Origin of the sequence: Kineosporia sp. NBRC 101677 (genome assembly GCF_030269265.1) — a bacterium.
Lineage (GTDB): Bacteria > Actinomycetota > Actinomycetes > Actinomycetales > Kineosporiaceae > Kineosporia > Kineosporia rhizophila.
Genome location: NZ_BSTA01000011.1, coordinates 117619 through 140409 on the forward strand (window position 1 = coordinate 117619; position 22791 = coordinate 140409).

General features: G+C 69.6%; 18 protein-coding genes. 10 read left to right on the forward strand and 8 right to left on the reverse strand.

Going from position 1 to position 22791, the window contains the following annotated elements:
• Positions 1 to 2: 2 nt before the first annotated feature.
• Genes QSK18_RS27815 through QSK18_RS27825 form a run of 3 tightly spaced genes read left to right on the forward strand, consistent with a single transcriptional unit; the run spans position 3 to position 4859 of the window.
• Positions 3 to 995 carry a type II secretion system F family protein gene (locus tag QSK18_RS27815; protein ID WP_232812920.1) on the forward strand — a complete coding sequence of 331 codons (993 nt, stop codon included), beginning with the start codon at positions 3 to 5 and terminating at the stop codon, positions 993 to 995.
• Entirely contained in the window at positions 995 to 1924 is a 930-nt protein-coding gene (locus QSK18_RS27820) for a type II secretion system F family protein (protein ID WP_285625084.1), read from the forward strand. Before QSK18_RS27815 ends, QSK18_RS27820 begins: the two co-directional genes overlap by 1 nt.
• A 7-nt stretch (positions 1925 to 1931) precedes the next feature.
• Complete coding sequence (locus QSK18_RS27825) at positions 1932 to 4859, forward strand: hypothetical protein (protein WP_285625087.1); 2928 nt, start codon at positions 1932 to 1934, stop codon at positions 4857 to 4859.
• A gap of 28 nt (positions 4860 to 4887) precedes the next feature.
• On the opposite strand, the gene QSK18_RS27830 is transcribed toward QSK18_RS27825, so the two are convergent.
• The gene (locus tag QSK18_RS27830) at positions 4888 to 5859 is read right to left on the reverse strand and encodes a DnaB-like helicase C-terminal domain-containing protein (protein ID WP_232812917.1); all 972 of its coding nucleotides are present in this window, start codon (positions 5857 to 5859) and stop codon (positions 4888 to 4890) included.
• Positions 5860 to 5955: 96 nt separating this feature from the next.
• Between QSK18_RS27830 and QSK18_RS27835 the strand changes: the two genes are divergently transcribed.
• The 5 genes from QSK18_RS27835 to QSK18_RS27855 all read left to right on the forward strand — a co-directional run bounded on the left by QSK18_RS27835 (position 5956) and on the right by QSK18_RS27855 (position 11095).
• Entirely contained in the window at positions 5956 to 7722 is a 1767-nt protein-coding gene (locus QSK18_RS27835) for a sensor histidine kinase (RefSeq protein ID WP_232812916.1), read from the forward strand.
• Positions 7719 to 8375 carry a response regulator transcription factor gene (locus QSK18_RS27840; protein ID WP_232812915.1) on the forward strand — a complete coding sequence of 219 codons (657 nt, stop codon included), beginning with the start codon at positions 7719 to 7721 and terminating at the stop codon, positions 8373 to 8375. The genes QSK18_RS27835 and QSK18_RS27840 overlap by 4 nt, the downstream gene beginning before the upstream one ends.
• Before the next feature lie 192 nt (positions 8376 to 8567).
• Entirely contained in the window at positions 8568 to 8795 is a 228-nt protein-coding gene (locus tag QSK18_RS27845) for a Flp family type IVb pilin (RefSeq protein WP_232812914.1), read from the forward strand.
• 423 nt (positions 8796 to 9218) lie between these two features.
• The gene (locus QSK18_RS27850; RefSeq protein ID WP_285625098.1) at positions 9219 to 9434 is read left to right on the forward strand and encodes a Flp family type IVb pilin; all 216 of its coding nucleotides are present in this window, start codon (positions 9219 to 9221) and stop codon (positions 9432 to 9434) included.
• A 149-nt stretch (positions 9435 to 9583) separates the two neighbouring features.
• Complete coding sequence (locus QSK18_RS27855; protein ID WP_285625101.1) at positions 9584 to 11095, forward strand: ArnT family glycosyltransferase; 1512 nt, start codon at positions 9584 to 9586, stop codon at positions 11093 to 11095.
• Positions 11096 to 11109: 14 nt separating this feature from the next.
• On the opposite strand, the gene QSK18_RS27860 is transcribed toward QSK18_RS27855, so the two are convergent.
• Positions 11110 to 12255, reverse strand: coding sequence for a glycosyltransferase family 4 protein (locus QSK18_RS27860; protein WP_285625104.1), 1146 nt, complete (start codon positions 12253 to 12255; stop codon positions 11110 to 11112).
• A 102-nt stretch (positions 12256 to 12357) separates the two neighbouring features.
• Entirely contained in the window at positions 12358 to 13029 is a 672-nt protein-coding gene (locus QSK18_RS27865; protein WP_285625107.1) for a gluzincin family metallopeptidase, read from the reverse strand.
• A 377-nt stretch (positions 13030 to 13406) separates the two neighbouring features.
• Here QSK18_RS27865 and QSK18_RS27870 point away from each other — a divergent pair, with 377 nt between their 5' ends.
• Positions 13407 to 14156, forward strand: coding sequence for a metallophosphoesterase family protein (locus QSK18_RS27870; RefSeq protein ID WP_232812909.1), 750 nt, complete (start codon positions 13407 to 13409; stop codon positions 14154 to 14156).
• A 54-nt stretch (positions 14157 to 14210) separates the two neighbouring features.
• Here QSK18_RS27870 and QSK18_RS27875 read toward each other — a convergent pair whose 3' ends face one another.
• Entirely contained in the window at positions 14211 to 15137 is a 927-nt protein-coding gene (locus QSK18_RS27875; RefSeq protein ID WP_232812908.1) for a C40 family peptidase, read from the reverse strand.
• 1687 nt (positions 15138 to 16824) lie between these two features.
• A complete protein-coding gene (locus tag QSK18_RS27880; RefSeq protein ID WP_232812907.1) occupies positions 16825 to 17154 on the reverse strand; it encodes a hypothetical protein in 330 nt (109 codons plus the stop codon).
• A 172-nt stretch (positions 17155 to 17326) separates the two neighbouring features.
• Here QSK18_RS27880 and QSK18_RS27885 point away from each other — a divergent pair, with 172 nt between their 5' ends.
• Positions 17327 to 19084 (forward strand): DEDD exonuclease domain-containing protein, encoded by a 1758-nt coding sequence (locus tag QSK18_RS27885; protein ID WP_232812906.1) that lies wholly within the window; start codon positions 17327 to 17329, stop codon positions 19082 to 19084.
• A gap of 89 nt (positions 19085 to 19173) precedes the next feature.
• Here the strand turns inward: QSK18_RS27885 and QSK18_RS27890 are convergent, their stop codons facing one another.
• From QSK18_RS27890 to qcrA, 3 genes are all read right to left on the reverse strand, one after another.
• Complete coding sequence (locus tag QSK18_RS27890) at positions 19174 to 19956, reverse strand: phosphotransferase (RefSeq protein ID WP_285625113.1); 783 nt, start codon at positions 19954 to 19956, stop codon at positions 19174 to 19176.
• Between the two features lie 126 nt (positions 19957 to 20082).
• Positions 20083 to 21747, reverse strand: coding sequence for a cytochrome bc1 complex cytochrome b subunit (gene qcrB, locus QSK18_RS27895; RefSeq protein WP_285625115.1), 1665 nt, complete (start codon positions 21745 to 21747; stop codon positions 20083 to 20085).
• A complete protein-coding gene (qcrA, locus tag QSK18_RS27900) occupies positions 21744 to 22778 on the reverse strand; it encodes a cytochrome bc1 complex Rieske iron-sulfur subunit (RefSeq protein WP_232812903.1) in 1035 nt (344 codons plus the stop codon). Before qcrA ends, qcrB begins: the two co-directional genes overlap by 4 nt.
• Between the last annotated feature and the right edge of the window lie 13 nt (positions 22779 to 22791).

Genomic DNA, 22791 nt, shown 5'->3' on the forward strand with positions numbered 1-22791 from the left:
GGATGCTGACGGCCGGACTGCTCCTGCTGTTCATCGCCCTCGCGGTGCTGGTCTTCCTCGCCACCGGAGCCCTGACCGGCGCCGACCGCGAGGAGTCGGACGTGGTCCGGCGGATCGCGGTGTACTCGGTCCGGTCCCGTACGCCGGAACAGATCCGGCTCACCGAGGAGACGGCGTCCCGGCTGGGCGACAGCCCGATCACCCGGTCCGCGGTCGGCCTGATGAGCCAGGTGGCCCGCCGGGGGAAGGTCGACCGCGCACTGGATGCCCGGCTGGAACAGGCCGGATTTCCGCTGCGCCCCGGCGAGTGGATGCTGCTGCACGTCAGCGCCGCCGTCGGGGCAGCGCTGCTGCTCGCCCTGATCGCCCGGGGTAGGCCGGCCGCGGTCGCGCTGGGGCTGCTGCTCGGGCTGGCCGCTCCCTGGGGCGTGCTGCTGGCGGCCCGGGCCCGGCGCGAGGCCAAGTTCCTTGCCCAGTTGCCCGACACGCTGCAACTGCTGGCCGGCAGCCTGGCGGTGGGCTATTCGCTGCCCCAGGCCATGGATTCGGTGGTGCACGAGTCGCACCCGCCGATCCGGGGCGAGTTCAACCGGGCGCTGGTGGAGACCCGGCTGGGCATGCTGGCCGAGGACGCGCTGGACGGCATCGCCCAGCGCACCGGGAGCAAGGACTTCTCCTGGGTGGTGGTCGCCATCCGGATCCAGCGCGAGGTCGGCGGCAATCTGGCCGAGTTGCTCACCTCGGTGGCGGGCACGCTGCGCGAGCGGGAGCGGCTGCGCCGGCAGGTGGCGGCCCTCTCGGCCGAGGGCCGGCTGTCCGGGATCATCCTGGCCGCGCTGCCCGTGGTGTTCGCGTTCTACCTGATGCTGGCCCGGCCCGAGTACATCGATCCGCTGTTCACCACGCCCCTGGGGCTGGGACTGCTCGCCTTCGGGGTGATGTCGCTGGCGGCCGGGGGCTTCTGGATGGCGAAGGTGATCCGGGTGGACGTCTGATGCTCCTGGCCGCCGGCATCACCGTGCTCTTCCTCGGGCTCAGCGGTGTGTTCGCCGTACTGCTGCTGGCCAACCGGCAGCGTCTGGACGCCCGGGCCCGGCAGGCCCTGCTGGAGAACTTCCACGCCGGCCCGGTACCGCTGCGCCAGAGCGAGCTGCAGATCCCGTTCACGGAGCGTGTCCTCGTTCCGCTGATCGGGCATTTCTCGGCGGCCGGCCGCCGGCTCACCACGCAGGAGCGGATCGACCGGATCCGCGCCCGGCTCGACCTGGCCGGCAACCCGCGGGGCTGGGACGTCGACCGGGTCCTGGGCGCCAAGGCCCTCGGGCTCGTGACCGGAGCGTTACTGGGGCTGGCCCTGCCTCCCCTGTTCGGAGCAGGGCCACGTGGGATGGTTCTCACATTCAGCGGGCTCTCAGCTCTGGGCTGGTTCGGGCCGTCGCTGTGGGTCTACCAGGTCGGCTACGACCGCACCGAGCTGATCCGGCGCGAGCTGCCGGACGCGATCGACCTGCTCACGATCTCGGTCGAGGCCGGTCTGGCCTTCGACGCGGCGCTCGCCCAGGTGGCCCGCAGCAGCGAAGGACCGCTGGCCAAGGAGCTTTTCCGGGTGCTCCAGGAGATGCAGCTGGGCACCGGACGGCTGCCCGCGCTGCGCGCCTTAGCAGATCGCACCGACGTGGAGGAACTGAGGATCTTTGTCGCGGCCATGGTCCAGGCCGATACGTTTGGCATCCCCATAGCCGGAGTGCTGCGGGTGCAGTCGAGGGAGATGCGGGTGAAGCGCAGTCAGCGGGCGGAGGAGAAGGCTCAGCAGGTGCCGGTGAAAATTCTCTTCCCACTGATTTTCTGCATCCTGCCGGCCTTGTTTATCGTGGTCATGGGGCCGGCCGGCATCAAGATCTTCCAACAGTTCTCAGGCATGTGAGGGGCGGATGGCGCGACTGCTGATCATCTCGCGTTCCCTCGCGCTGGGGATGCGGCTGACCGACCTGCACGAGGTCGACGAGCGCTCGGCCGACGACCTCGAGCAGCACCTGCCCGAGGTCGAGGGCTTCGACGTGCTGGTGCTCGACGTGGGCGACCCGGTGCTGGCCGTGAACACGGTCAACTCGCTGCGGGAAGACGAGCAGGCCGTCCCGGTGATGCTGATCTCGGGCTACCAGCCCGAGTGGGAGCAGGTCGAGGCGCAGCAGGTCGAGGGCGTGCACGTGGTCCCGCTGCCGATCACCCGGCAGGCGCTGCTGCGCGGCGTGGCGATCCTGCTCGACGAGGACCCGGACCTGATCACGGTCGAGCCGACCGGCGCGGTGCCGATGATCGAGATGGGCACGGCCGACACCTCCGACGACGCGACGGTGATCGCGACGCAACCGCTGCCGGCCGGCCGACGGCCCGGCGCGAACGTCGCCACCTCCAAGAGCTCAGAAACTGAAGACGTCCGTCAGCTCGCCTCCGGTGGTTCGAAGGCCGGTGCGGCTCAGCCGGGTTCGGAAGGTTCCGCGGCCGAGAAGCCCACGGTGACCGACGCGGCCCCGGCCGCCCGGTCGGGTAAGGCGCAGTCCGGCGCGGCCAAGGCAGGCACCGCGAAGCCCAGTGCTGCCAAGCCCAGCGCCGCGGGGGCCGCCACCGGTACGCGCGGCCCCGCCACGCCTGGCGCCGACCAGTCCGAGGCCTCTGGCCCGGGCTCGGCCAAGGGTGGGTCGGGGGCGGCTCAGCCCAAGAACAGCAGGCCGGACGCGGCCCCGTCGGCCGACGGCAGGCCGGGTGCGGCCAGGCCGACCTCTGCTCAGCCGGGCGGTGCCACGGAAGCCGCCGGAGCGGCCAGGGCCTCAGCCCCGGGCCAGGCGGGGACGGCCGCCGCAGGATCCAACGGTGCCGGGTCCGCCCCGGCGAGTTCAGCCAAGGGCGGGTCGGCCTCGACAGCCACAGACAACTCGGGGGCCCGATCGGCCCAGCCCGGTGTCGCCAAGCCCGGTGCGGCCAAGTCCGCCGACGCCCGGGCTGGTGCCGCGACGTCCGGTGCCGGGTCTGCCGGAGCCGGATCTGCCGGAGCCGGGTCTGGCACTGCCGGGTCTGGAGCTACTGGTTCCGCCTCTGCGGGTTCTGTCGCTGCCGGTTCTGCCGGAGCCGGCTCTGCTGGAGCTAGCGCCGCCTCTGCGGGTTCGGTTGCTGCTGGTTCTGCTGGAGCGGGTGCTGCCGGAGCCGGATCCACTCCTGCTGGTTCTGCCGGGTCTGCCGGAGCTGGATCTGCTGGAGCCGGCGCCGCCTCTGCGGGTTCGGTTGCTACTGGTTCAGCCGGTTCCGCCGGGGCCGGATCTGCCACCACCGGTTCCGCCGGAGCCGGATCTGCCGCTGCCCGATCCTCTGCTGCGGGTTCTGCTGCTGCGGGTTCTGCTGCTGCCGGTTCTGCTGCTGCCGGTTCCGCCCGAGCCAGATCCGCCGCTCCCGGATCTGCTTCCACCGGATCCGGCGCTGCTGGTTCCGGCACTGCCGGATCTGCTGCTGCTGGATCTGCCGCCGCGGGTTCTGCCAGAGCCGGTTCCGCCGCTGCTGGTTCCGCCGCCACGGGCTCTGCCGCCGCGGGGTCTGCTGGAGCCGGATCCGCCGCCGTCGGATCTGCCGACGGTAGGCCGGCCGGACCCGCCGACGTCGCTGCAGCGAAGGCCGTGCAGAAGGCGGCCGAGCAGGGGCAGCGACCGACTGGGCAGTCGGCTCCGGGCTCGGGCCAAAGAGACCTGGGCCCCTCCACCGGCACGCTCGGTCAGCAGATCGCGGCCCGGCGGATGGGCCAGAAGCTGGGGCCGCAGCACGACCGCGCCCGGCGTCCGGGCGCCCGCCCCGAGCCCGAACCGATCCAGGTCAAACCCTCCCCGGTTGCCGGTCTCTCGTATTCCACCCCCGTGGTGCGCCCGTTCTCCGAGCAGCCTCCCACCGGGCAGTTCCCGTTCGAGCGGGCTCCGCAGCGCGAGGAGACTCCCCCGGCCGCGCCGCCCGTTCCCCCGGCGAGCTCTCCGCTCGGCAGCCGGCAGAACCGGTGGCGCAGCAACCCCGCGCCGGAGACCGGCAGCGTCCCGATGAACAGCAGCAACATCGCGGCCAACCGGCGGCTGGGCCGGATCGGCGACCGGCCGCGCAAGTTCCAGCGCCGCGCCGACCCGGCCGACAACACGCCGCGGACCCCGAGCCGGGGTCTGGTCACCGACCCGTTGGGGCCGCGCACCGATCCCTACGGGTTCCCGGTCAGCGCGCTCGAACGTCGCTTGGACGCCGAGGCCGCTGCGGCGGTCACCGGCCGCCCCGGGGTCGACGGCGAGCCCGCGCTGCGCACGGCCGACCTGATCCGGGCGCTGCACGAGCGTTCCGGTGAGCTGTACGGCGTCAGCGACACCGCGCAGGTACTGGCCGACGACGTGATCGAGCGGGCCTCCGCCGACGCGGCCGCGATCCTGGTGCCCGACGGCCCGGTGTGGCGGGTCAGCGGCGGGGTGGGCCTGCGCCCGCTGGAGCGCCGGCTGGAGCTGAACGCCGAGCACTGGCTGATCACCGAGGTGGGCGGACCCGGGCGGGCGGTGCTGGTGGACGACACCGACATCGTGCGGCAGCAGCTGGCCGGGGCGCCCCTGGCGGCCTGGCGGCACCTGATGGCGGTGCCGGTGCCGGACGTGCGGGTGATCGTGGTGCTGGCCCGCAACGAGGAGGGTGGCGCCTTCGCCGCCCACGACCTGAACGCGGTGCATCAGCCCGTGCGCGAGTCGGCGGCCCTGCTGGCCCAGGCCATCGAGACGCGTCGGCTGGCCCGGGCCCTGGCTCCGCTGCGTGAACCGGCTCCCGAGTCCGGCCGCCCCAGCACCAAGGGCTGACACACCGGCCACCGCGGGGAACCGGCCGCTACGAGTCTCTCACCGGCTCGTCGGCCAGTTCCTCGCGCAGCACCCCGGCCTCCGGCTCGAACCGGCTCTGCTCCAGCCGTTTGCGCAACTGCACCCCGATCCCGGTGGGCCCGGACCGGTTCTTCTCGACGGTCAGCACCAGCCAGTCACCGAACTCCTCACCCACCCTCGGGTCGTAGACCAGGTGCCGGCGCGCCACCGCGTCCACCTTCTCGTTCAGCATCAGCACCAGGTCCGGTTCCGAGACCGAAGATGCCGCCCCGCGAAGGTGACCGGTGCGACGGCGCCGCACCGACCCGTCCTCAATCGGATCAGTGACGGCGACCGCGAGCACCGGCAACCCCGTCTCCCGGGCCAGTTCCCGCAGGCCCGCGGCGGTCTCGCCGGCCCGTTCCCCGAAGCCGGACACCCCCTGAAGGTGATCCACAACGACCAGAGGCGGGACCCCCGTCCTCAATCGGGCCTCGGAGACCACCTCACGGATGTCCACCACGTCGGCATCGGCCGGAGCGTGCAGCAGAAGGCGTTCTCCGTAGTCGGCCAGCGCGGCCAGCGCGCTCGTTCCGCCCGCCACCCGCTCCAGGCGCTCGGCCAGACCGGCGCCCTGCCCGTCGGCCAGGAAGGCGTCACGGACCTGACGCAGCGTGGCCCCCTCGAGGCCATGCCGCTCACCCGCCTCGAGCGCGATCAGCCGCTGCAGCAAGACGGCAGTTTCCTGCTGGTAGGACAGGAAGACCGCGGACCCGCCGGACCGGGCCGCGTGCCGGGCGATCTGGAGAACGAGCGCGGTCTTGCCCACTCCGGACGGGCCACCGATCAGCGTCAGCTCGCCGGATCTCAGGCCACCGGCCAGATATCCGTCGAGCAGCGGGAAGCCGGTCGGCACGGGCCGGGGCGTTCCGCCACCCGGTTGTGTCAGAGAGTTGTCGGCCGCGGACAGCGCGTCGATCACGGAGTACAAATCGTCCACCTCAGGACCTAACCCATCAGATCGGTTCGTCGCATTCCTAAAACCTTGGGGGATCTAACGGTCGTATTGGACGATCCCAAGCCACGAGTATCCCTCGTGTGGCAGATTGTCACCGTGGCCGTGCTGGAACTACGAGCGAAGAGCATCTTCGTGCCCCTCGTGATCCGCGCCGGAATCATCTTGATCTTCGCCAGCGCCGCCGTCGCCATGAGCGCGGTGGCCGAGAGCGGGGGCGTGACCCCCCGCGAAGCGGTGATCCCGGCCCTGATGCTTTTCTGCGTCGCGGCGCTGGCCTCCCTGCCGTTGCCCGGAGCCGTGCCACCGATCATCCCCACCCTCGCCGAAACCCTCACCGCGTCAGTGATCATCGGCGGCGTGGGCGGCAGCGGGGTGCTCTTCCTGCCCTACCTGACGGTTCCGCTGTTCATGGCCGGCCTCACCTCCGGCCTGGTGCTGGGCCTGGCCACGGCGGCCACCGCAGCGGTCGCCCTGGGCGGGATGATCCTGACCTCCTCGGAGATCGGGGTGGCCAAGCTGAACCAGAGCAACGCTCTGGTGGCCTGGGTCTTCATCCTGGTCGCGGTGCCCACGGTGGGTGCCTGGATCCGGCGGCTGCGGGCCGACGTGGCCCCCGACAGCGAGCCCGCCTACGCCGACGCGCACCGACTGCTGTCCGAACTGCACGTCGTGGCGCGGCAACTCAGCCTGGGTCTCGACCCGCGCACCCTGGCCGCCGCGCTGGCCGAGGACATCCGTTCCGTGGTGCCACAGGCCGATGCCATCGTGCTGGTGCGTTCCACCGGCGGGCGGTTCGTCTCGCTGTCGGGACTGGAACCGCCGGAGGCCTCGGAACTGGCCATCGAGGACGCCTGGGTCAGCGCCCAGCCGGTGAAACGCGAGGCGCAGGGCCGTTCCTTCGCCGCGATCCCGGTGCTGATGGGTGAGCGGGTGGTGGCCCTGGTGCTGGTGATCACCGCGACCGGGCTGGACGCGGCGTCGCTGCGCAGCTGCCGCAGCGTGATCGAGCAGTCCGGGCCCCGGCTGGCCTCGGCCATGCTGTTCGACGACGTGCGCCGGCTGGCCACCACCGACGAGCGGATGCGCCTGGCCCGCGAGATCCACGACGGCATCGCCCAGGACCTGGCCTCGGTCGGCTACGCGCTGGACGACATCCGGCAGAACTCCGACCCGGAGGTGGCCCAGCAGGTGCTCACCGTGCGCGAGCAGCTCCAGGCGATGGTGGCCGATCTGCGGATGAGCATCTTCGACCTGCGGCACGGGGTGAACGACACGGTCGGCCTGGGGGCCGCGCTGAGCGAGCACGCCCAGCGCATCGCCGCCCAGTCCGACCTGGCGATCCACCTGTCCATGGACGAGTCGCCCAAGCGGCTCCCGATCACCGTCGAGGTGGAACTGCTGAGGATCGTCCAGGAGGCGATCACCAACGTCCGGCGGCACGCGCAGGCCACCAACCTCTGGCTGACCGTGGCCGTCGAACCACCTCGGGCCCACATCACCGTCATCGACGACGGCCGTGGGCTGAAACCCGGCCGGGCCGACAGTTTCGGCATCCAGGGGATGCGCGAACGCGCCCGCCGGATCGGCGCCAATCTCCGGGTCGGTCCCGGCCCGGAAGGCGGGGGCACCCTGGTCGAGGTCGGGCTCGGCACCGAGACCTCCGCACCCCTGGAGCCCCGGCACCTGGCCCGCCCGGCGGTCACCCGCGTGGCTCTCACCGATCCGCACGGGATACCCACCATCGTTCCTTCCACTCAGAGCAGTCAGTCCAACCAGGCCAACCGGCCGGCAGACAGGACCCGGGCGGCCTCACACGCCCGGGCCGACCAGGAGGTGACTAATTGACCAGCGCAACGGCGAACCTCCGGGTTGTGCTCGTCGACGACCATCAGCTGATCCGGGAGGGCCTTCGACGGGCCTTCGACCGGGCAGGTGATATCGAGGTGGTCGGCGAGGCGGCCTCGGTCGCGGACGCGCTCAATGCCCTGGAACGGCTCCGGCCGGACGTTCTCGTGACCGACGTGCGTCTTCCGGACGGCGACGGGATCACGCTGACCACCCAGGTGCGGGCGAGCAGTCCGACGATGGGCATCGTCGTCCTCACGATGTACGCCGGGGACGAGCAGGTCTTCGCCGCTCTGGACGCGGGCGCGTCCGGTTTCGTGGGGAAAGACGCCCCGGCCGAGGAGGTCGTCGCCGCCGCCCGGCACGCGGCGGCCAACCCGCGAGCCTTCACGGCGCGAGACCTGGCCGGCGCCATGCAGCGCCGGATGAGCGCCCCGGCAGGGCCGAAACTGTCTCCGCGAGAACGGGAAGTGCTCGATCTCCTGGTCGACGGCCTGGCCATCGCGCAGATCGCCCGCCGGCTCTACATCAGCGAGTCGACGGCAAAGACGCACGTGGCCAACATCTACGAGAAGCTGGGGGCCGGAAACCGGGCCCAGGCGGTGATGGCCGCCGTCCGGCTCGGCCTGGTGGACGACGCGAAGCGCCGCTAGGTGCTCGTATGTCGTTGCCGGTAAACGTCTTTCAGTAACACCAGCCCCATTCCTCGGCCGAACGGCCGAGGAATGGGGCTCTCTCTTTGCTTGATCCCTTATGCACCTTGGGTACACACCGCTACCCGAGTGGCACGCTGAGCATGTCTTCGGGGGGAAACAACCCACCGAGCACCCACGAAAGGGATCCGCATGCTCAACCACCTCCGCAGGGTGTTGTCCACCGCGAAGGACCGCGGCGCCTCCGCGGTCGAGTACGGCCTGATGGTCGCCGCCATCGCCGCCGTGATCGTCGCTGTCGTCTTCGGTCTCGGCACGATCGTGTCGAAGACGTTCAGCGACACCTGCAGCTCGTTCACCACCAAGACGACCACGAACACGACGGCGGCAGAGGGCTGCAAGACCACCACGACGCCCTGATCCGCATCCTTCCGGTCGGCTGCGCGGACCGGCCGGTCAAGCCTTTCGAAAAGACCCGGAAACCCCCTGAGGTTTCCGGGTCTTTCGATGTCTGTGCACTGATCACCGGTTGTCCAGCAGACAGTTTCGGGACGCGGCAGCAACGTGTGACTGCAGTGGCGGGCAGAGAGTGACAGCAGCCACGAACTTACCCATTCCCCCTCATCGAGGGCGTGCGCGACGGCAGAATGACTGAGCAGTAGGAAGACTTCCCGGCCGGTCCCTTCCGCCGGGAGCCACCGGCACCGGCTACTGATCAGGTGTTCAGCCGATCATCGTCGAGATGACCGAACGTCACGGGCGGCTTGTGTAAGGGTGGGGAGCAGTGACGGGGGGCAACACCCGGTGTGGTCCGCAGCCACGCCGGAACCGAAGGAGGAACGGATGATTTCCCGGACCCGCCGGGTTGTACCCTCGGCCGGCGACCGAGGTGCCTCCGCCGTCGAGTACGCCCTGATGGTGGCCGCCATCGCCGCGGTGATCGTCGCCGTGGTGTTCGGTTTCGGGAGCCTCATCGAGAGCACCTTCCAGGGCACTTCGGACTGCATCGAGAACCGGCAGTCGATGCCGCACTGCGACCCGAGCGATCCCAACAAGTAGGGATACCGGTCCAAGGCCCCCGTGCGGGCCGGCCGAAAACGTACTGATCGGGCGTTGACCGGCAACCGGGGTAACGGGTGGGTACCGGGGGCGTCGCGGTTGTCCACAGGCGTCAGAACCGGACCGGCCCGGCCTCTATGGTGGAGCGCATGGTCCCGCCCAGCCTCCCGGATCAGGCCGATCCGCAGCCCCGCCCCGCACTGCGCCGCAGCTCCCCGATCGCTACCGGCGTCGTTCTGGTGCTGCTGACCATCGGCATGGCGGTGGCTACGCACAGTGTTGTTCGTTACCGGCTGTGGATCGTGGTGATCTACGTGGTCCTGGCCGTGGCCCTCGGCCTGTGGGTGGTCGCCGGCAGCGCCCGTAAGCCGTTCACCGGGTCGGCCGGGTCGTTCCTCGAGTCGGCCCAGCGATCACCTCTGCAGTGGATCGGCTACTCGCTCGCCGCCACTCTCGTGCTGGTGGCGGTCATCCACGTCACCATGCGGCCTTACACCTACCTCACGCCCGGCCAGGGCTGGCTCACCCGCTGGGTCTTCGCGGCCGCGGCGCTCGTGTTGGCCGCGGGCATCGCCCTTTCCACGCTCCGCCGCCGGCTGGGCCCGGCCTACGTCGCCCTGGGGCTCACCGCCGTGGGCTACGTCACCGCCGCGGCCATGCTCATCCACTGGGATCCCGAGCCGAAGATCGACGTCTGGATCACCCTGCAGCAGGCCGCCGACGGCATGCTCGAGGGCAAGAACATGTACGCGCAGAACTGGACCAACTCTCCGGGTGTGCAGGACGCGTTCACCTATCTGCCGTTCACCGCGCTGCTCCTGGCTCCCGGGCGCTGGCTGGCCGGAGACGTGCGCTGGGCGCTGACGCTGATCACGCTGCTCGGGGCCCTGGCCGTGTTCCTGCTCGGCCGTCCGGGCAGGCGCACCACCGAGTCGGCCCCGGCCGAGGCCACCCACTCTCCGATGACCGTCCGCGCCCTGGTCGCCACCGGTGCCGCCGGTCTGCTGCTGGTCCTGCCGGGTACCGCCACCCAGGTCGAGCAGGCCTGGACCGAGCCGCTGCTCATGGCCTGCCTGGCCGGCTGGGCGCTCGCGGTGCGCCGCCGGCAGATGGTCCTGGCCATGATCTGCCTGGCTCTCGGGCTGGCCAGCAAACAGCACCTGGCCGTGCTGCTGCCGGTGCTCGCGGTCTGGCCGGTCTTCGGCTGGCGCCGGGCGATCGGCACGGCCGGCCTGGCCGGGGTGTTCGTGCTGCCCTGGTTCATCGCCTCGCCGTCGGACATGCTGCACGACACGGTGACCATGCTGATCGACTTCCAGCCCCTGATCTTCGCCAACACCGTCTTCATCGCCGCGATCAACGAGCTGAGCTGGACCCCGCCGTTCTACCTGACCGGCGCCGCCGTGCTGTTCACGCTGGGCTCGGCGATCCGCCGCGTGCACCGGCAGCAGCCCGACCTGGCCAACGTGCTGCGCTGGGCCGCGATGGTGCTCCTGGTCGCGAACCTGGTGAACAAGCAGGCGTTCTACAACCAGTACTGGCTGGTGGCCGCGCTGATCGTGATCTCCCTGGCGGCCGCTCGCTACCCAGCGGCCGAGGAGTCTGGGCCCGATGCCGACACCGACTCCGAAGCGGTCGAACCGGTGCCCCAGGGCTCGTAGCTCGCTGCCTCAGTTCACGGCGCTGAGCGACCGCTGCCGAGCATGCGCTGCAACTGCACGGCCAGGTCGTCCCAGCGCCACTTCTGCAGCACCCACTCCCGGCCGCGCTGCCCGAACTTGGCGGCCAGTTCCTTGTCCAGCAGCAGGTCGGCGCACCGGTCGGCCACCGCCCGGGCGTCGGTCCCGCTGACCACGAACCCGTTCTCGCCCTCCAGCACGGCGTCGGGCGCCCCGCCCGAATCGCCCGCCACCACCGGCAGACCGGTCGCCGCGGCCTCCAGGTAACAGATGCCCAGGCCTTCCAGATCGAACCCGCCCATCCGGGTGCGCGCGGGCATGCAGAACATGTCGCCGGCGGCGAAGTACTCCGGGATCCGGGTCCAGGACACCCGCCCGGTGACGAAGACGTGCTCGTCCAGCCCGGCCCGGGCGATCCGCCGCTCCACCTCGGAGCGGTAGGGGCCGTCCCCGACCAGAAGCAGCGCAGCGTCCGGAACCCGCTCGCGGATCCGCGGCAACGCCTCGACCAGCGTGTCCTGCCCTTTACGAGCCACCATGCGGGAGACACAGACCACCACCGGCCGGTTGCCCAGCCCCAGCTCGGCCCGCACCTGCGCCCCGTCGACGGTGGGGTTGAACACCGAGTCGTCCACTCCCGGCGTCAGCTGCACGAAGCGCGTCAGAGCAGCCGGATCGAGCGCCGGAGCGATCCGGCTACGGGTGTACTCGCCCAGATAGGTCAGCACGTCCACGTGACGCCCGATGCGCCGCATCAACCCCCGGGCCCCGGGCACCACCGACCACCACACCTCGTGCCCGTGCGTGGTGGCAACGATTCGCTCGATGCCGGCCGCGCGCAGCCTGGGCGCCATCAGTCCCAGCGGCGCCGCTGCCCCGAACCAGACCCGGTCGCAGCCCTCGGCCTTGGCGATCTCGATGGACCGCCGCGTGATGGCCGGGGTGGGAAGCATGATCGGCGACTTGTCCCGGACCACCGGGAAATCCAGCCCGGCGTCGAACTCGGCATCGCCCTTCTGCCGCTTGGTGTGCACGACGACCTGCCCGGGCGGGAAGCGCCGGGCCATGGCCAGGACGAACGACTCGATGCCACCGGTACGCGGGGGGAAGTCGTTGGTGATGATGAGCGTGCGTCCGCTCACGGGGTTACCACTTCGGCCTGGTCCTTCCGGTCGTGCAAGATCATGCGGCCTGTTGGGCGCTCTTCAACTCTCCCACCCCGAGCCTGCCCGCCCCAATCCCCTTCAGCCCAACCTGAGTTCCTGGATCTCCTCCCGCCACGCCTGCACGAACGCTGCCTCGTCCTCGAACCCTGCCGACCCCCACGCGTCCTCGATACCCCTGTGAGCCGTCCTCTCGTAAAAGCTCTTCATCGCGGCATCCCCGCCCAGGCGCTCGGCGAGCAGCATTACCGCTACCCACGACCGTCCGTACGAAACCGCAGCGTTCGAGCCCGCGGCGTCGAAATCGTCCTTAGTTGGAAGAGCTTGTGGCAGGGGGGCATCAAGAGCAGCCTCAGCGATCTGACGCGGGGTGAGATCGGTGTGGCGATAGGCCACGTAGTCGGCGAAGCCCTCTTCGAGCCAGGTAGGAGCATCCCAGTCCCCCGTTGCGCGGGACGCGACGTGAACCAGCTCGTGCGTAAGGACGACCTCGCGCCCTAGGTCACTCAGCTCCACGAACGCGGGGCCATTGATATAGACCGCGTCTGCCTGGGAGTGCTTCGGGCCTACGGTGACGGCCGCCGTCTTGGCCAGCCCATCTGTGTTCGCGCGTTTCAACAGCCCCGCCAGCGCCTGGATGTCACCGGCGACAACCAGGCGAGTTTGCTGCCCGGCGCCGTCGGCCCAGGTACTCCCCCAGATCGCATCAACCGTCTGGGCCGACGGTTCACACAGGGCGGCCAGCTGCTCCACGAGTTTCTGCAGCTCTGTAGGCCCGGTTACGCGGCATCGGTCGGAGACAGCCGCAGCCCCCGACGTCTTTTTGTTTGAAGACGTGGAAGAGCCTGGGCCCGAATCCGGCGCCGGGGAAGCTGTGGGGGGCGTCGCCGACCCGAGGGACGCGGTGGCGGCGGCACCGGGACTGGTCGCTGGGGCGTCTACGAGCGCGACGGTGAGAACGGCGAGGAGCAGCAGGGCGCCGAAGACCAGGACCCGCCGCATCGGGTCAGATTACCCAGCGCGGTCAATGCTCCATGCCGTTCCTCGCCGCCGGCTTCGCGGAAAGCAGATGTCCTTGCCCGGGCTGCGGCGGCGCTGGATTCTCGTGGCTTACCCATGGGGAGGCACGCATGCGAGTAGCAGTTCTGGCCGACGTCCACGGAAATCTGCCCGCGCTCGAAGCTGTACTGCGGGACGCGGAACTGGCAGGGGTAGATGCGTTCGTCCTCAACGGCGACATCACCACCGGCCCAATGCCCGCGCAGACCTTGGACAGACTCGCTGCGCTCGGCGATCGGGTGGTCTGGGTCCACGGCAACTGCGAACGCGAGGTGTTGCGGGCCTACGACACCGGAACAGCGGACGAGTCGCTGCCGCCGGATGTACAGGCCACCACCGCGTACACGGCGGCTGCGCTCTCCCGCGCACAACGCGACCTGATAGACGACCTCCCATTATCGGTGCGGCTGGAGATCGACGACCTGGGACCGGTGCGCTTCTGCCACGCCACCACCCGCAGCGACACGGAGATCGTGCTCGTGGACTCTGCGATGAGTACCTACGCCGAGGCCTTCGCGGAGTTCGACGAGCCGACAGTGGTGCTCGGTCACACGCACATGCCGTTCGACCGCCTCGCCGACCGTCGGCGTTTCGTCAATCCCGGCAGCGTGGGCATGCCCTACGCCGGTGTTCCCGGTGCCTACTGGGCTCTGCTGGGCCCATCGGTCGTGCTGCGGCACAGCGAGTACGACCTGGATGCGGCCGCCGAGCTGTTCCGGGCCGAGGCCGGCGGCTACCCCGGGCTGGACGAGTTCATCGAGGAGAACGTGCGGTCCATCCCGTCCGACGCGGAGGCCCTGGCGGTGTTCAGCAAAATGTGAAACGGCCTCGCCCTCAGCAGATCGCTGGGGGCGAGGCCGTTCCGGGCGGTTCTGCTAGCCGAGGCGGGCCGCGGCGACCGGGGCGGAGTAGAGCTTGGCCACCTTCACCACGTCACCGCTCGAGGGCGCATGCACCATCGTGTTGTTGCCCAGGTAGATGCCCACGTGGCTGATCGGCGAGTTGAAGAACACCAGGTCGCCGGGGGCCATCGAGCTGGTGCTGACCGAGGTGCCGTAGCCGGCCTGCATCCGCGAGCTGTGCGGCAGCGAGACACCGGCAGCCGCGTAGGCCTTCATGGTCAGACCGGAGCAGTCGTAGGAGCTGGGACCGTCCGCGGCCCAGACGTACGGCTTGCCCTGCTCACCGCAGGCGAACTGGATGGCCGTGCGGGCTGCGGCCGAAGGCGCCGCCGCGGCCGCACTGTTGCACGTTCCGGCCGTCTGGTCGGTGGGCATGCCGCCGGCACCGGTGGCGTTGTTGACGGCTGCGCGCTCACTGGCCTGGAGAGTGCTGAGTTCGGACTCGGCAGCGGCCAGCCGCTGCTTCGCCTTCTTCTCGTCCTTCTCCATCTTGACCTTGGCCTTCTCGATGGACTTGACCTGCTCCTCCATCGACTTCTGGGTGTCCAGAAGCTTCTTCTGAGCGTCGGCCAGGTTGTTCAGCGCACCGCTCTGCCGCTCCGACAGCGAGGGCAGGTAGCCGGCCTTGGAGAGCGCGGACTCCGGGTCGTCCGAGAGCATCAGGTCGAGCGCGGACAGCTCACCGCGACGGTAGCTCTCGGCCGCGAGCAGGCCGACCTGCTCCTTGAGGACCTGGACCCGGCCCTCCTGCTCCTTGAGCTCCTTCTTCGCCGCCTTCAGCTTGACCTTGGTCGACTTCAGCTTCTCGCGGGTCTCGGCGTGGTCCTCCGCGGCCTGGTCGGCCTCCTCGCGGAGCTTCTCGACCTTCTTCTTGACGTCGCCGACGCTCGGGTTCGGCACCGCGCTGGCCGTGGGCGAGGCGAAGACGACGCCTCCGGCCAGGGCGAGCGGAAGCAGAACACCGGCGAAACGACGCCAGCCGGTCAGACGCAGACCGTGGGAGCGACTTCTCGTGAAGGCACTGCCGGCTCTTCTCGACTCATCACCGACAACGAGCTGCGACCCGGGCGCGGCGTCGCGCGACTGGGAGTGCTGGACATCAGACCGCTGTTCTGCAGGCTGGCCGGGTTTCGGTCCGTCCGATCGCAAGCGCGAGCTCTCCGTTCTGGCGCCCGCACGACGGGAAACTCGCCGTGACGGAAACTGAGCCGTGCCGCAGAAAAAGGCTCCAGGCCTCGGGTGCGGCGACGGTCTGTGAACGGAGGAAAGATATCGGGCAGGGACACCCCTACCAAAGTCAGCGCTTAGCCGCACGAAGTGTGCGGAGGGTAATCCTGGCTGCTAGATGCCTATATCGACACCCCATCCTTAACTTGAGTCATAAAATTTTAACGTTCCCCGAAGCGTGCCTTAGAGAGGTTTCGCCCGATTCGCGGCAATGACACCGGGGGCTGTCACGGTGATTGAGCGGTGAGGGACGTGAGACGCAGGGTGACGAAGGCAGTACGAGTGCCGAAGGGACTCCTGAAGCCGGTCCAAGCGGGCAGCATCCGGAGCACCCCTTGGGTTTTGCGATATGCGGTCGGCCCACGAACCGAGGGACCGCAGCTTGGCCAATTTCTTTCACCCGCGTTGCAATTTAGGTCGCCGAGGCAATCATTTCCGTCTCGGCCAATCCGTGAGCGTTGCCTACCACGTCGAGTAGGCCGACAGGCCACGACGCCGGCTTTCCCTTCCGCAGGCTGCATCAGGCCGAACCATGGATCGAACGCGGCAACCGCCCTCGCTGGCGAGGCACCGATGCCGATCAAGCCCACCAGCCAGGCCTCAGCCCAGCTCACCAGCCGGGCCCACCGTGAAACCGCTGAATGCTGTCCGTGCTGTCGGGTCGAAGCGCCAGGTCATCCGGTCGAAACGCCCGGTCAAGGCGCCCGGCCAAGTTGCCGGGTGGCGACGCCCGGTCGAGACGCCCGGCCAAGTTGCCGGGTGGCGACGCCCGGTCGAGACGCCCGGTCGAGACGCCCGGTCAAGGCATCCGGCCAGGTTGCCAGGTCAATACGCCCGGCCATCCGATCGAGACGCCCGATCGAGACGCCCAGTCGAGACGCCCAGTCGAGACGCCCAGTCGAGACGCCCGGTCGAGACGCCGACGACAGTTGCACTGCAGACTCGCTCTACGCCGGGCTTGCGGGTATAGGCCTGCACTACGCCCAATTCGGGCCACAGACCTGCAGAGCCAAGGAGCCAAGGAGCCAAGGAGCCAAGGAGCCAAGGAGCCAAGGAGCCAAGGAGCCAAGGACAACGCATTCCGCTGCCCACCAGGACCAGGCATCCGCTCCACTGAAACTTGACACCTGCCGACGGGTGCTGGATCACCTGCCTACTGGAACTAGGCACTCGTCCCACTGGAACTAGGCACTCGTCCCACTGGAACTAGGCACTCGTCCCACTGGAACTAGGCACTCGTCCCACTGGAACTAGGCACTCGTCCCACTGGAACTAGGCACTCGTCCCACGAGAAGTAGGCACTCGTCCCACTAGAACTACGCACCTGCCCCACCGCAGCAAGGCACCTGCCTTACTGAAACTAGGCCGCGCCCTCGCGGCGCTCCGGCCTGCGGTTGTGCTCACGGTGCGGCTCACGGCCACCTTCCCGCCCGGCGGGCTCGTGGTCCCAGTTCAGGACTCCGGCCTCGTCCGGGTCGACCGGCCGGGCCACGAGGCGCAGCGGCGGGACCAGCCCGGAGCCGGCCAGGACGGCGATCGCCGCCTGCTCCTTACCGTCCAGGTCGATTCCGGTGCCCGGGAGCCGGTCGCGCCCGGTGCGCCGCACCGTGGGGGCCCCGAGCAGCACGGTGACCACGCAGTCACGGCAGGCCGGGCCACGAACGGCGCAGGAGTCGCAGTCAATCAACATGGTGCCCCTCCGAGAATGCTCACGGGCCTGTGGATCACGATCGATCGTGCTGCCCGGACGGCGCGGTGCCGATGAGGAGAACGCTAGGGGTGACCACCGACAGTCTTGGCGTGAGCGCGGCGGGGACAGGGCCGACGCCAAGACTGTCGGTGGGCTGACATACGGTCCTCGCATGAGCAGTACCGAGTCGGCGGTCGCCACCCAGGAGGCGCTCTGGCCCGAAGAAATAGTTGTCACCGGGGCCGGGAAGAACGATGCCCAGGCCCTGTCCGAAGTCACGTTCGTGGTGTTCGACCTGGAGACCACCGGTGGCGCCCCGGCCGACGCCGGCATCACCGAGTTCGGCGCGGTCAAGGTGCGCGGCGGTGAGGTGCTGGGTGAGTTCCAGACCCTGGTCCGGCCGGAGAGCCCGATCCCGGCGTTCATCTCGCTGCTCACCGGCATCACCGACTCGATGGTCTCCGGTGCCCCCTCCCTCGGCGCCGTGCTGCCCTCGTTCCTGGAGTTCTGCTCCGGCAGCGTGCTGGTCGCCCACAACGCCCCCTACGACGTGGGTTTCGTCAAGGCCGCCTGCGAGCGGTTCGGGCACCCCTGGCCCTCCCCCACGGTGATCGACACCGTGAAACTGGCGCGGCACATCGTCAGCCGCGACGAGGCGCCCAACCGCAAGCTGCACACCCTGGCCACGCTGTTCGGCTCCCCCGTCGAGCCCGATCACCGGGCGCTGCACGATGCCCGGGCCACCGTGCACGTGCTGCACGCCCTTCTCAGCCGGATCGGCACGCTCGGCGTCACCACCCTCGGCGAACTGCGCGGGTTCTCCGCCAAGGTGCCCGAGAGCACCCGCCGCAAGCGCCATCTGGCCGACGGTATGCCCACCGGTCCCGGCGTCTACATGTTCCGCGACGAGAAGGGCGAGGTGCTCTACGTCGGCACCTCGGTCAACATCCGTACCCGGGTGCGTAACTACTTCACCGCGGCCGAGCAACGCAGCCGCATGCGCGAGATGGTCGCCCGGGCCGCCAAAGTCACGCCCGTGCCCTGCGCCACCACGCTCGAGGCCAAAGTGCGCGAGATCCGCCTGATCGCCGAGCACGCCCCGCCCTACAACCGCCGTTCCAAGGCTCCCGAACGCAAGCCGTGGCTCAAACTGACCGCGGAGGCCTACCCCCGGCTCTCCGTGGTGCGCGAGGTGGTGGCCGACGGCGCCACCTACACCGGCCCTTTCCCCTCGCAGGAGCAGGCCGAGCTGGCCGTGGCCGCCATCCACGAGGCCTACCCCCTGCGCCGCTGCACGCCCAAACTGCCTCGGCGCCCGTCCAAGAACGCCAGCGCCTGCATCCTCGCCGAGATCGGCCGCTGCGGAGCCCCCTGCATCGGCGGCATCGACATCCCGGCCTACAACGAGGTCGTCGAACAGGTCCGCGCGGCCCTGCTCACCGACGCCGGCCCGGTGGTGGAGGCGTCGCTGCGCCGAGCCACGTCCCTGTCGGAGCTGCAACGCTACGAAGAAGCCGCCCAGCACCGGGATCGGCTGCTGTCGTACCTGCGCGGCGCCGCCCGGGCCCAGCGCCTGGCCCCGATCGCCGCCGTGCCCCACCTGATCGGCGCCCGCCGCCTCGAACGGGGCGGCTGGGAGTTCGCCCTGGTCCGTCACGGCCGTCTGGCCGGCACGAGCGTGTCGCCGCCCGGAGCCGACCCGATGCCCTATGTGGACGCACTGAACCTCACCGGCGAGGTCGTCCAGCCTCGCGACGTGCCCTACCCCTCCGCGCACCCGGAAGAGACCGAGATCGTCCTGAACTGGCTGGAGCAGCCCGGTACCCGTCTGGTCGAACTGGAGGGCACGTGGGCCTGGCCGGTGAAGGGGGCGGCCCAGGCCCGATTCGGGCTACCGAAAGAGGTGCACCGCACGATCCAGCTTCCGTAGGAGCAGCCTGTGGCCCGCACGTACAAAGACCGCTGTTCGCAGTAGGCCGCACACATACCGTTGAAGGACGAACGCGAGCAGACGAAAGCTCAACCCCCGGCCAGCAACTCCCGCTCCAGCGCCGCCCGGTGACCGAGCACATGTTCTACGTCCGCCAGGTAGAGCCGGTCGTGCCCGTCCGCCACGTGCGAGGCGAACGCCGCCGAACCGGCCTGCGCCTGAGCCCTCATGAAGTCGACCAGGGCATGCAACCGCGTCACCACCATGTCGATCAGCCCGGCCCGACCGGCCCCGTCCAGACCATAGGCGTCGCAGAATTGCCGGGCCCGCAACGCCTGCTCCGCCACCGCGCCGAACCCGGAGTCGTTGGCCGGGGCGGTCAGTGGCGCCCAGCGGTACACGGCGTAGGCCACGTCCCAGAGCCGAGGGCCGGGGTGGGCCGTGTCGAAGTCGATGATCCCCACAACCTCTTCGCCGCTCAGCACACAGTTGTGCGGCGCGTAGTCGCTGTGGCAGATCACCTCCACCGGTGAGCGTGCGGGCAGCATCCAGCCGTCGCCCGCCGCAGCCGCGTAGTCCACCGTGCAGTCGTGATACGCCCTCAGCAGCCGGGCCGCACTCGTCAGCGCCTGGGCCGAACGCGCGGCCGGGGTCGGCGGGTAGTTGCTCACCTCGCCGGGGATGAAGTCCAGAACCTCATGCCCGTCGTCGGTGACACCGTGCACGGCCGGGGCTGCAGTGAACCCTTGCTCCCGCAGGTGCTGCAGGAGCCCGTGGACCGCGGGCGTCCACGGGCCGGTCGGGCGGCGCACCGTGTTCCCGATGCGCACTACCTCGTTCACGCCGCCGGTCAGAACTTCCTCTGCGCTCACCCGACCACCCTGCCAGGAAAGCACTCAGCGCAACCCCGGCACGCACGTCCAAAAGCAGAAGGGCCGGCCCCGATCCCCGAAGGATCGGCGCCGGCCCTCACGGGTCCTGCTGTGATCAGCCTGCGATCAGTGGCCGGATTCGACCTCGGGCCGCGCGCCCCCGCTGGCCGAGACCTCTTCGTGCTCACCGTGGTGGTGGGCGGCGGCGAGCTCGGCCGGCGTCACCGGAGCGACCCGGTCCTCGAAGTAGAACCGGCTGACCTTCTGGCGCAGCTTCTCCAGCGCGCCGCCCGGACGGCGGACCCCCGAGGCGTCGGTGGCCGGAAGGGCCCGCGCCGGCTCGGGCGAGTCGAAGCCGACGAGCAGCCAGCGGTCCTCGGCCGACAGCGGGGCGTGCAGCTCGAACACCTCGCCCTCCTCGGTCCGGAACACCCGGCCGGTCTCCCGGCCGTGCAGCACCTTCTCGCGGTCCTTGCGCTGCAGGCCGATGCAGATCCGCTTGGTGATCACGTAGGCCAGGGCGGGCAGGACGAACACGCCGCCCCGCAGGAAGTACGTGATGTCGCTGATCGACAGGTGCAGGTGGGTGGCGATGATGTCGTTACCACCACTGATCCACAGCAGAACGTAGGCCGTGATCGCCATGACGCCCAGGGCGGTGCGGGTCGGCGCGTTGCGCGGGCGGTCGAGCAGGTGGTGCTCGCGCTTGTCACCGGTGACCCACTGCTCGATCCACGGGTACAGCAGCGCCGGCGTCACCATCAGGCCCGGTACCACCAGGGTCGGGATGAAGATGTTCGGCGAGACCGTGTGGCCCCAGATCTCGAACTCCACGAACCCGGGCATTATTCGGACCGCGCCGTCGAGGAAGCCCATGTAGAAGTCGGGCTGCGCGCCGGCTCCGATCGGTGACGGGTCGTACGGGCCGTAGATCCACACCGGGTTGATCTGGAACAACGCGCCCATCAGGGCGATCACGCCGAAGACGATGAAGAAGAACCCGCCGGCCTTCGCCGTGTAGATCGGGAACAGCGGGAACCCGACCACGTTGTTGTTGGTCCGGCCCGGGCCGGGGTACTGGGTGTGCTTGTGCACGACCACCAGGATCAGGTGGACCGTGATCAGCACGAGCATGATCGCCGGGATCAGCAGCACGTGCAGGACGAAGAACCGCGGGATGAAGGCCTCACCCGGGAACTCGCCGCCGAACAGGAAGAAGCTGACGTACGAGCCGACCACCGGGATACCCAGAATGATGGCCTGGGCGATCCGCAGACCGTTGCCGGACAGCAGGTCGTCCACCATCGAGTAACCGAGGAAACCCTCGATCAGTGCCAGCAGCGCCAGCACCATGCCGATGACCCAGTTGAGCTCACGCGGCTTGCGGAACGCGCCGGTGAAGAAGATCCGGAACATGTGCACGATCATCGAGACCACGAAGACCAGCGCCGCCCAGTGGTGGACCTGCCGCATCAGCAGACCACCACGGACCTCGAACGACAGGTGCAGCGTGGAGTCGAACGCCTCGGAGACGTGCTGCCCGGCGAGCGGGGCGTAGGGACCGTTGTAGGTGGTCTCGGCCGCGCTCGGGATGAACCAGAAGGTCAGGAAGGTGCCGCTCAGCAGCAGGATGACGAAGCTGTAGAGCGCGACCTCACCGAGCATGAACGACCAGTGGTCGGGGAAGATCTTGCGGGAGAAACCCCGGACGACCTTGGAGGCCCCGACGCGTTCGTCGAGCCAGTTCCCGGTCGTGGCACCGGCCTTCTCGAGAGGACTGGTGGTGCTCATGAACGCTCCCAGTAGCTCGGGCCGACGGGCTCACCGAACGGCGCTGCTGCCACCAAGTATCCCTCGTCGTCCACGGTGATCGGAAGCTGGGGCAGCGCCCGCTTCGCCGGACCGAAGATGACCTTGCAGTTCTGCGTGAGGTCGAAGGTCGACTGGTGGCACGGGCAGAGCAGGTGGTGCGTGCGCTGCTCGTACAGAGCCACCGGGCAGCCCATGTGGGTGCAGATCTTCGAGTACGCGACGATGCCGCCGTAGGAGCCGGGCAGCGACTCGGGCGCCAGCTGGTCCTCCTCGAGACGGATCAGCAGCACCGCTGCCTTGGCCTTCTCGTTGAGGACGTGGTCGGCCTCCTCGATGCCCTCCGGCATGATGTGCGCGACGGCCCCCAGGACCATGTCGGATGCCTTGATCGGGCCACCCTCCGGGTCAAGGACGAGCCGGTCGCCCTTCTTCCAGATGGTGGTGGTCAGGGTCTTGCCCGGCAGCGGCCCGGTGTCGCGGAACAGCAGGACACCCGGCAGCGGGAACAGCGCCAGCGCACCGATCAGCGTGTTGCGGATCAGCGGGCGGCGGCCGAAACCGGACTCCTCCACGCCGGTCTTCAGCATCTCGACGGCCTCGGCGCGCTCCTCGTCGGTGCCGCGCTGCAGGTGCCGGTAGTCGATCCGCTCCTCGTCGGACATCAGCGTCTTGGCCCAGTGGACCGCGCCGACGCCGATACCGAGCAGCGAGACCGCCATGCCGACGCCGAGGACCTGGTTCGACAGCGCGAGGCGGTCGAGATAGTCCAGGAAGCCCAGACCGTGGTCCATCTTGACCACGAAGTAGCCGACGATCATCACCAGCGTGCCGACGATCGACAGCAGGAACAGCAGGGCTACCTGCCGCTCGGCGCGCTTGGCGGCCTTCGGGTCGGTGTCGGCCAGCCGGTGCTTGTGCTCCGGCAGGCCGGGGTTCTCGAACCTGGCCGGGAGGTCACCGTCGTGGACGGCGACGTCGGACCCACCGTGGTCCGGTTCGTGCGTGCTCATCGTCCCACCCGTT

Coding starts and splice junctions, on each gene's coding strand:
- QSK18_RS27815 (WP_232812920.1), top strand. CDS start 3: ATGCTGACGGCCGGACTGCTCCTGCTGTTCATCGCCCTCGCGGTGCTG.
- QSK18_RS27820 (WP_285625084.1), top strand. CDS start 995: ATGCTCCTGGCCGCCGGCATCACCGTGCTCTTCCTCGGGCTCAGCGGT.
- QSK18_RS27825 (WP_285625087.1), top strand. CDS start 1,932: ATGGCGCGACTGCTGATCATCTCGCGTTCCCTCGCGCTGGGGATGCGG.
- QSK18_RS27845 (WP_232812914.1), top strand. CDS start 8,568: ATGCTCAACCACCTCCGCAGGGTGTTGTCCACCGCGAAGGACCGCGGC.
- QSK18_RS27850 (WP_285625098.1), top strand. CDS start 9,219: ATGATTTCCCGGACCCGCCGGGTTGTACCCTCGGCCGGCGACCGAGGT.
- QSK18_RS27855 (WP_285625101.1), top strand. CDS start 9,584: ATGGTCCCGCCCAGCCTCCCGGATCAGGCCGATCCGCAGCCCCGCCCC.
- QSK18_RS27870 (WP_232812909.1), top strand. CDS start 13,407: ATGCGAGTAGCAGTTCTGGCCGACGTCCACGGAAATCTGCCCGCGCTC.
- QSK18_RS27880 (WP_232812907.1), bottom strand. CDS start 17,154: ATGTTGATTGACTGCGACTCCTGCGCCGTTCGTGGCCCGGCCTGCCGT.
- QSK18_RS27885 (WP_232812906.1), top strand. CDS start 17,327: ATGAGCAGTACCGAGTCGGCGGTCGCCACCCAGGAGGCGCTCTGGCCC.
- qcrB (WP_285625115.1), bottom strand. CDS start 21,747: ATGAGCACCACCAGTCCTCTCGAGAAGGCCGGTGCCACGACCGGGAAC.
- qcrA (WP_232812903.1), bottom strand. CDS start 22,778: ATGAGCACGCACGAACCGGACCACGGTGGGTCCGACGTCGCCGTCCAC.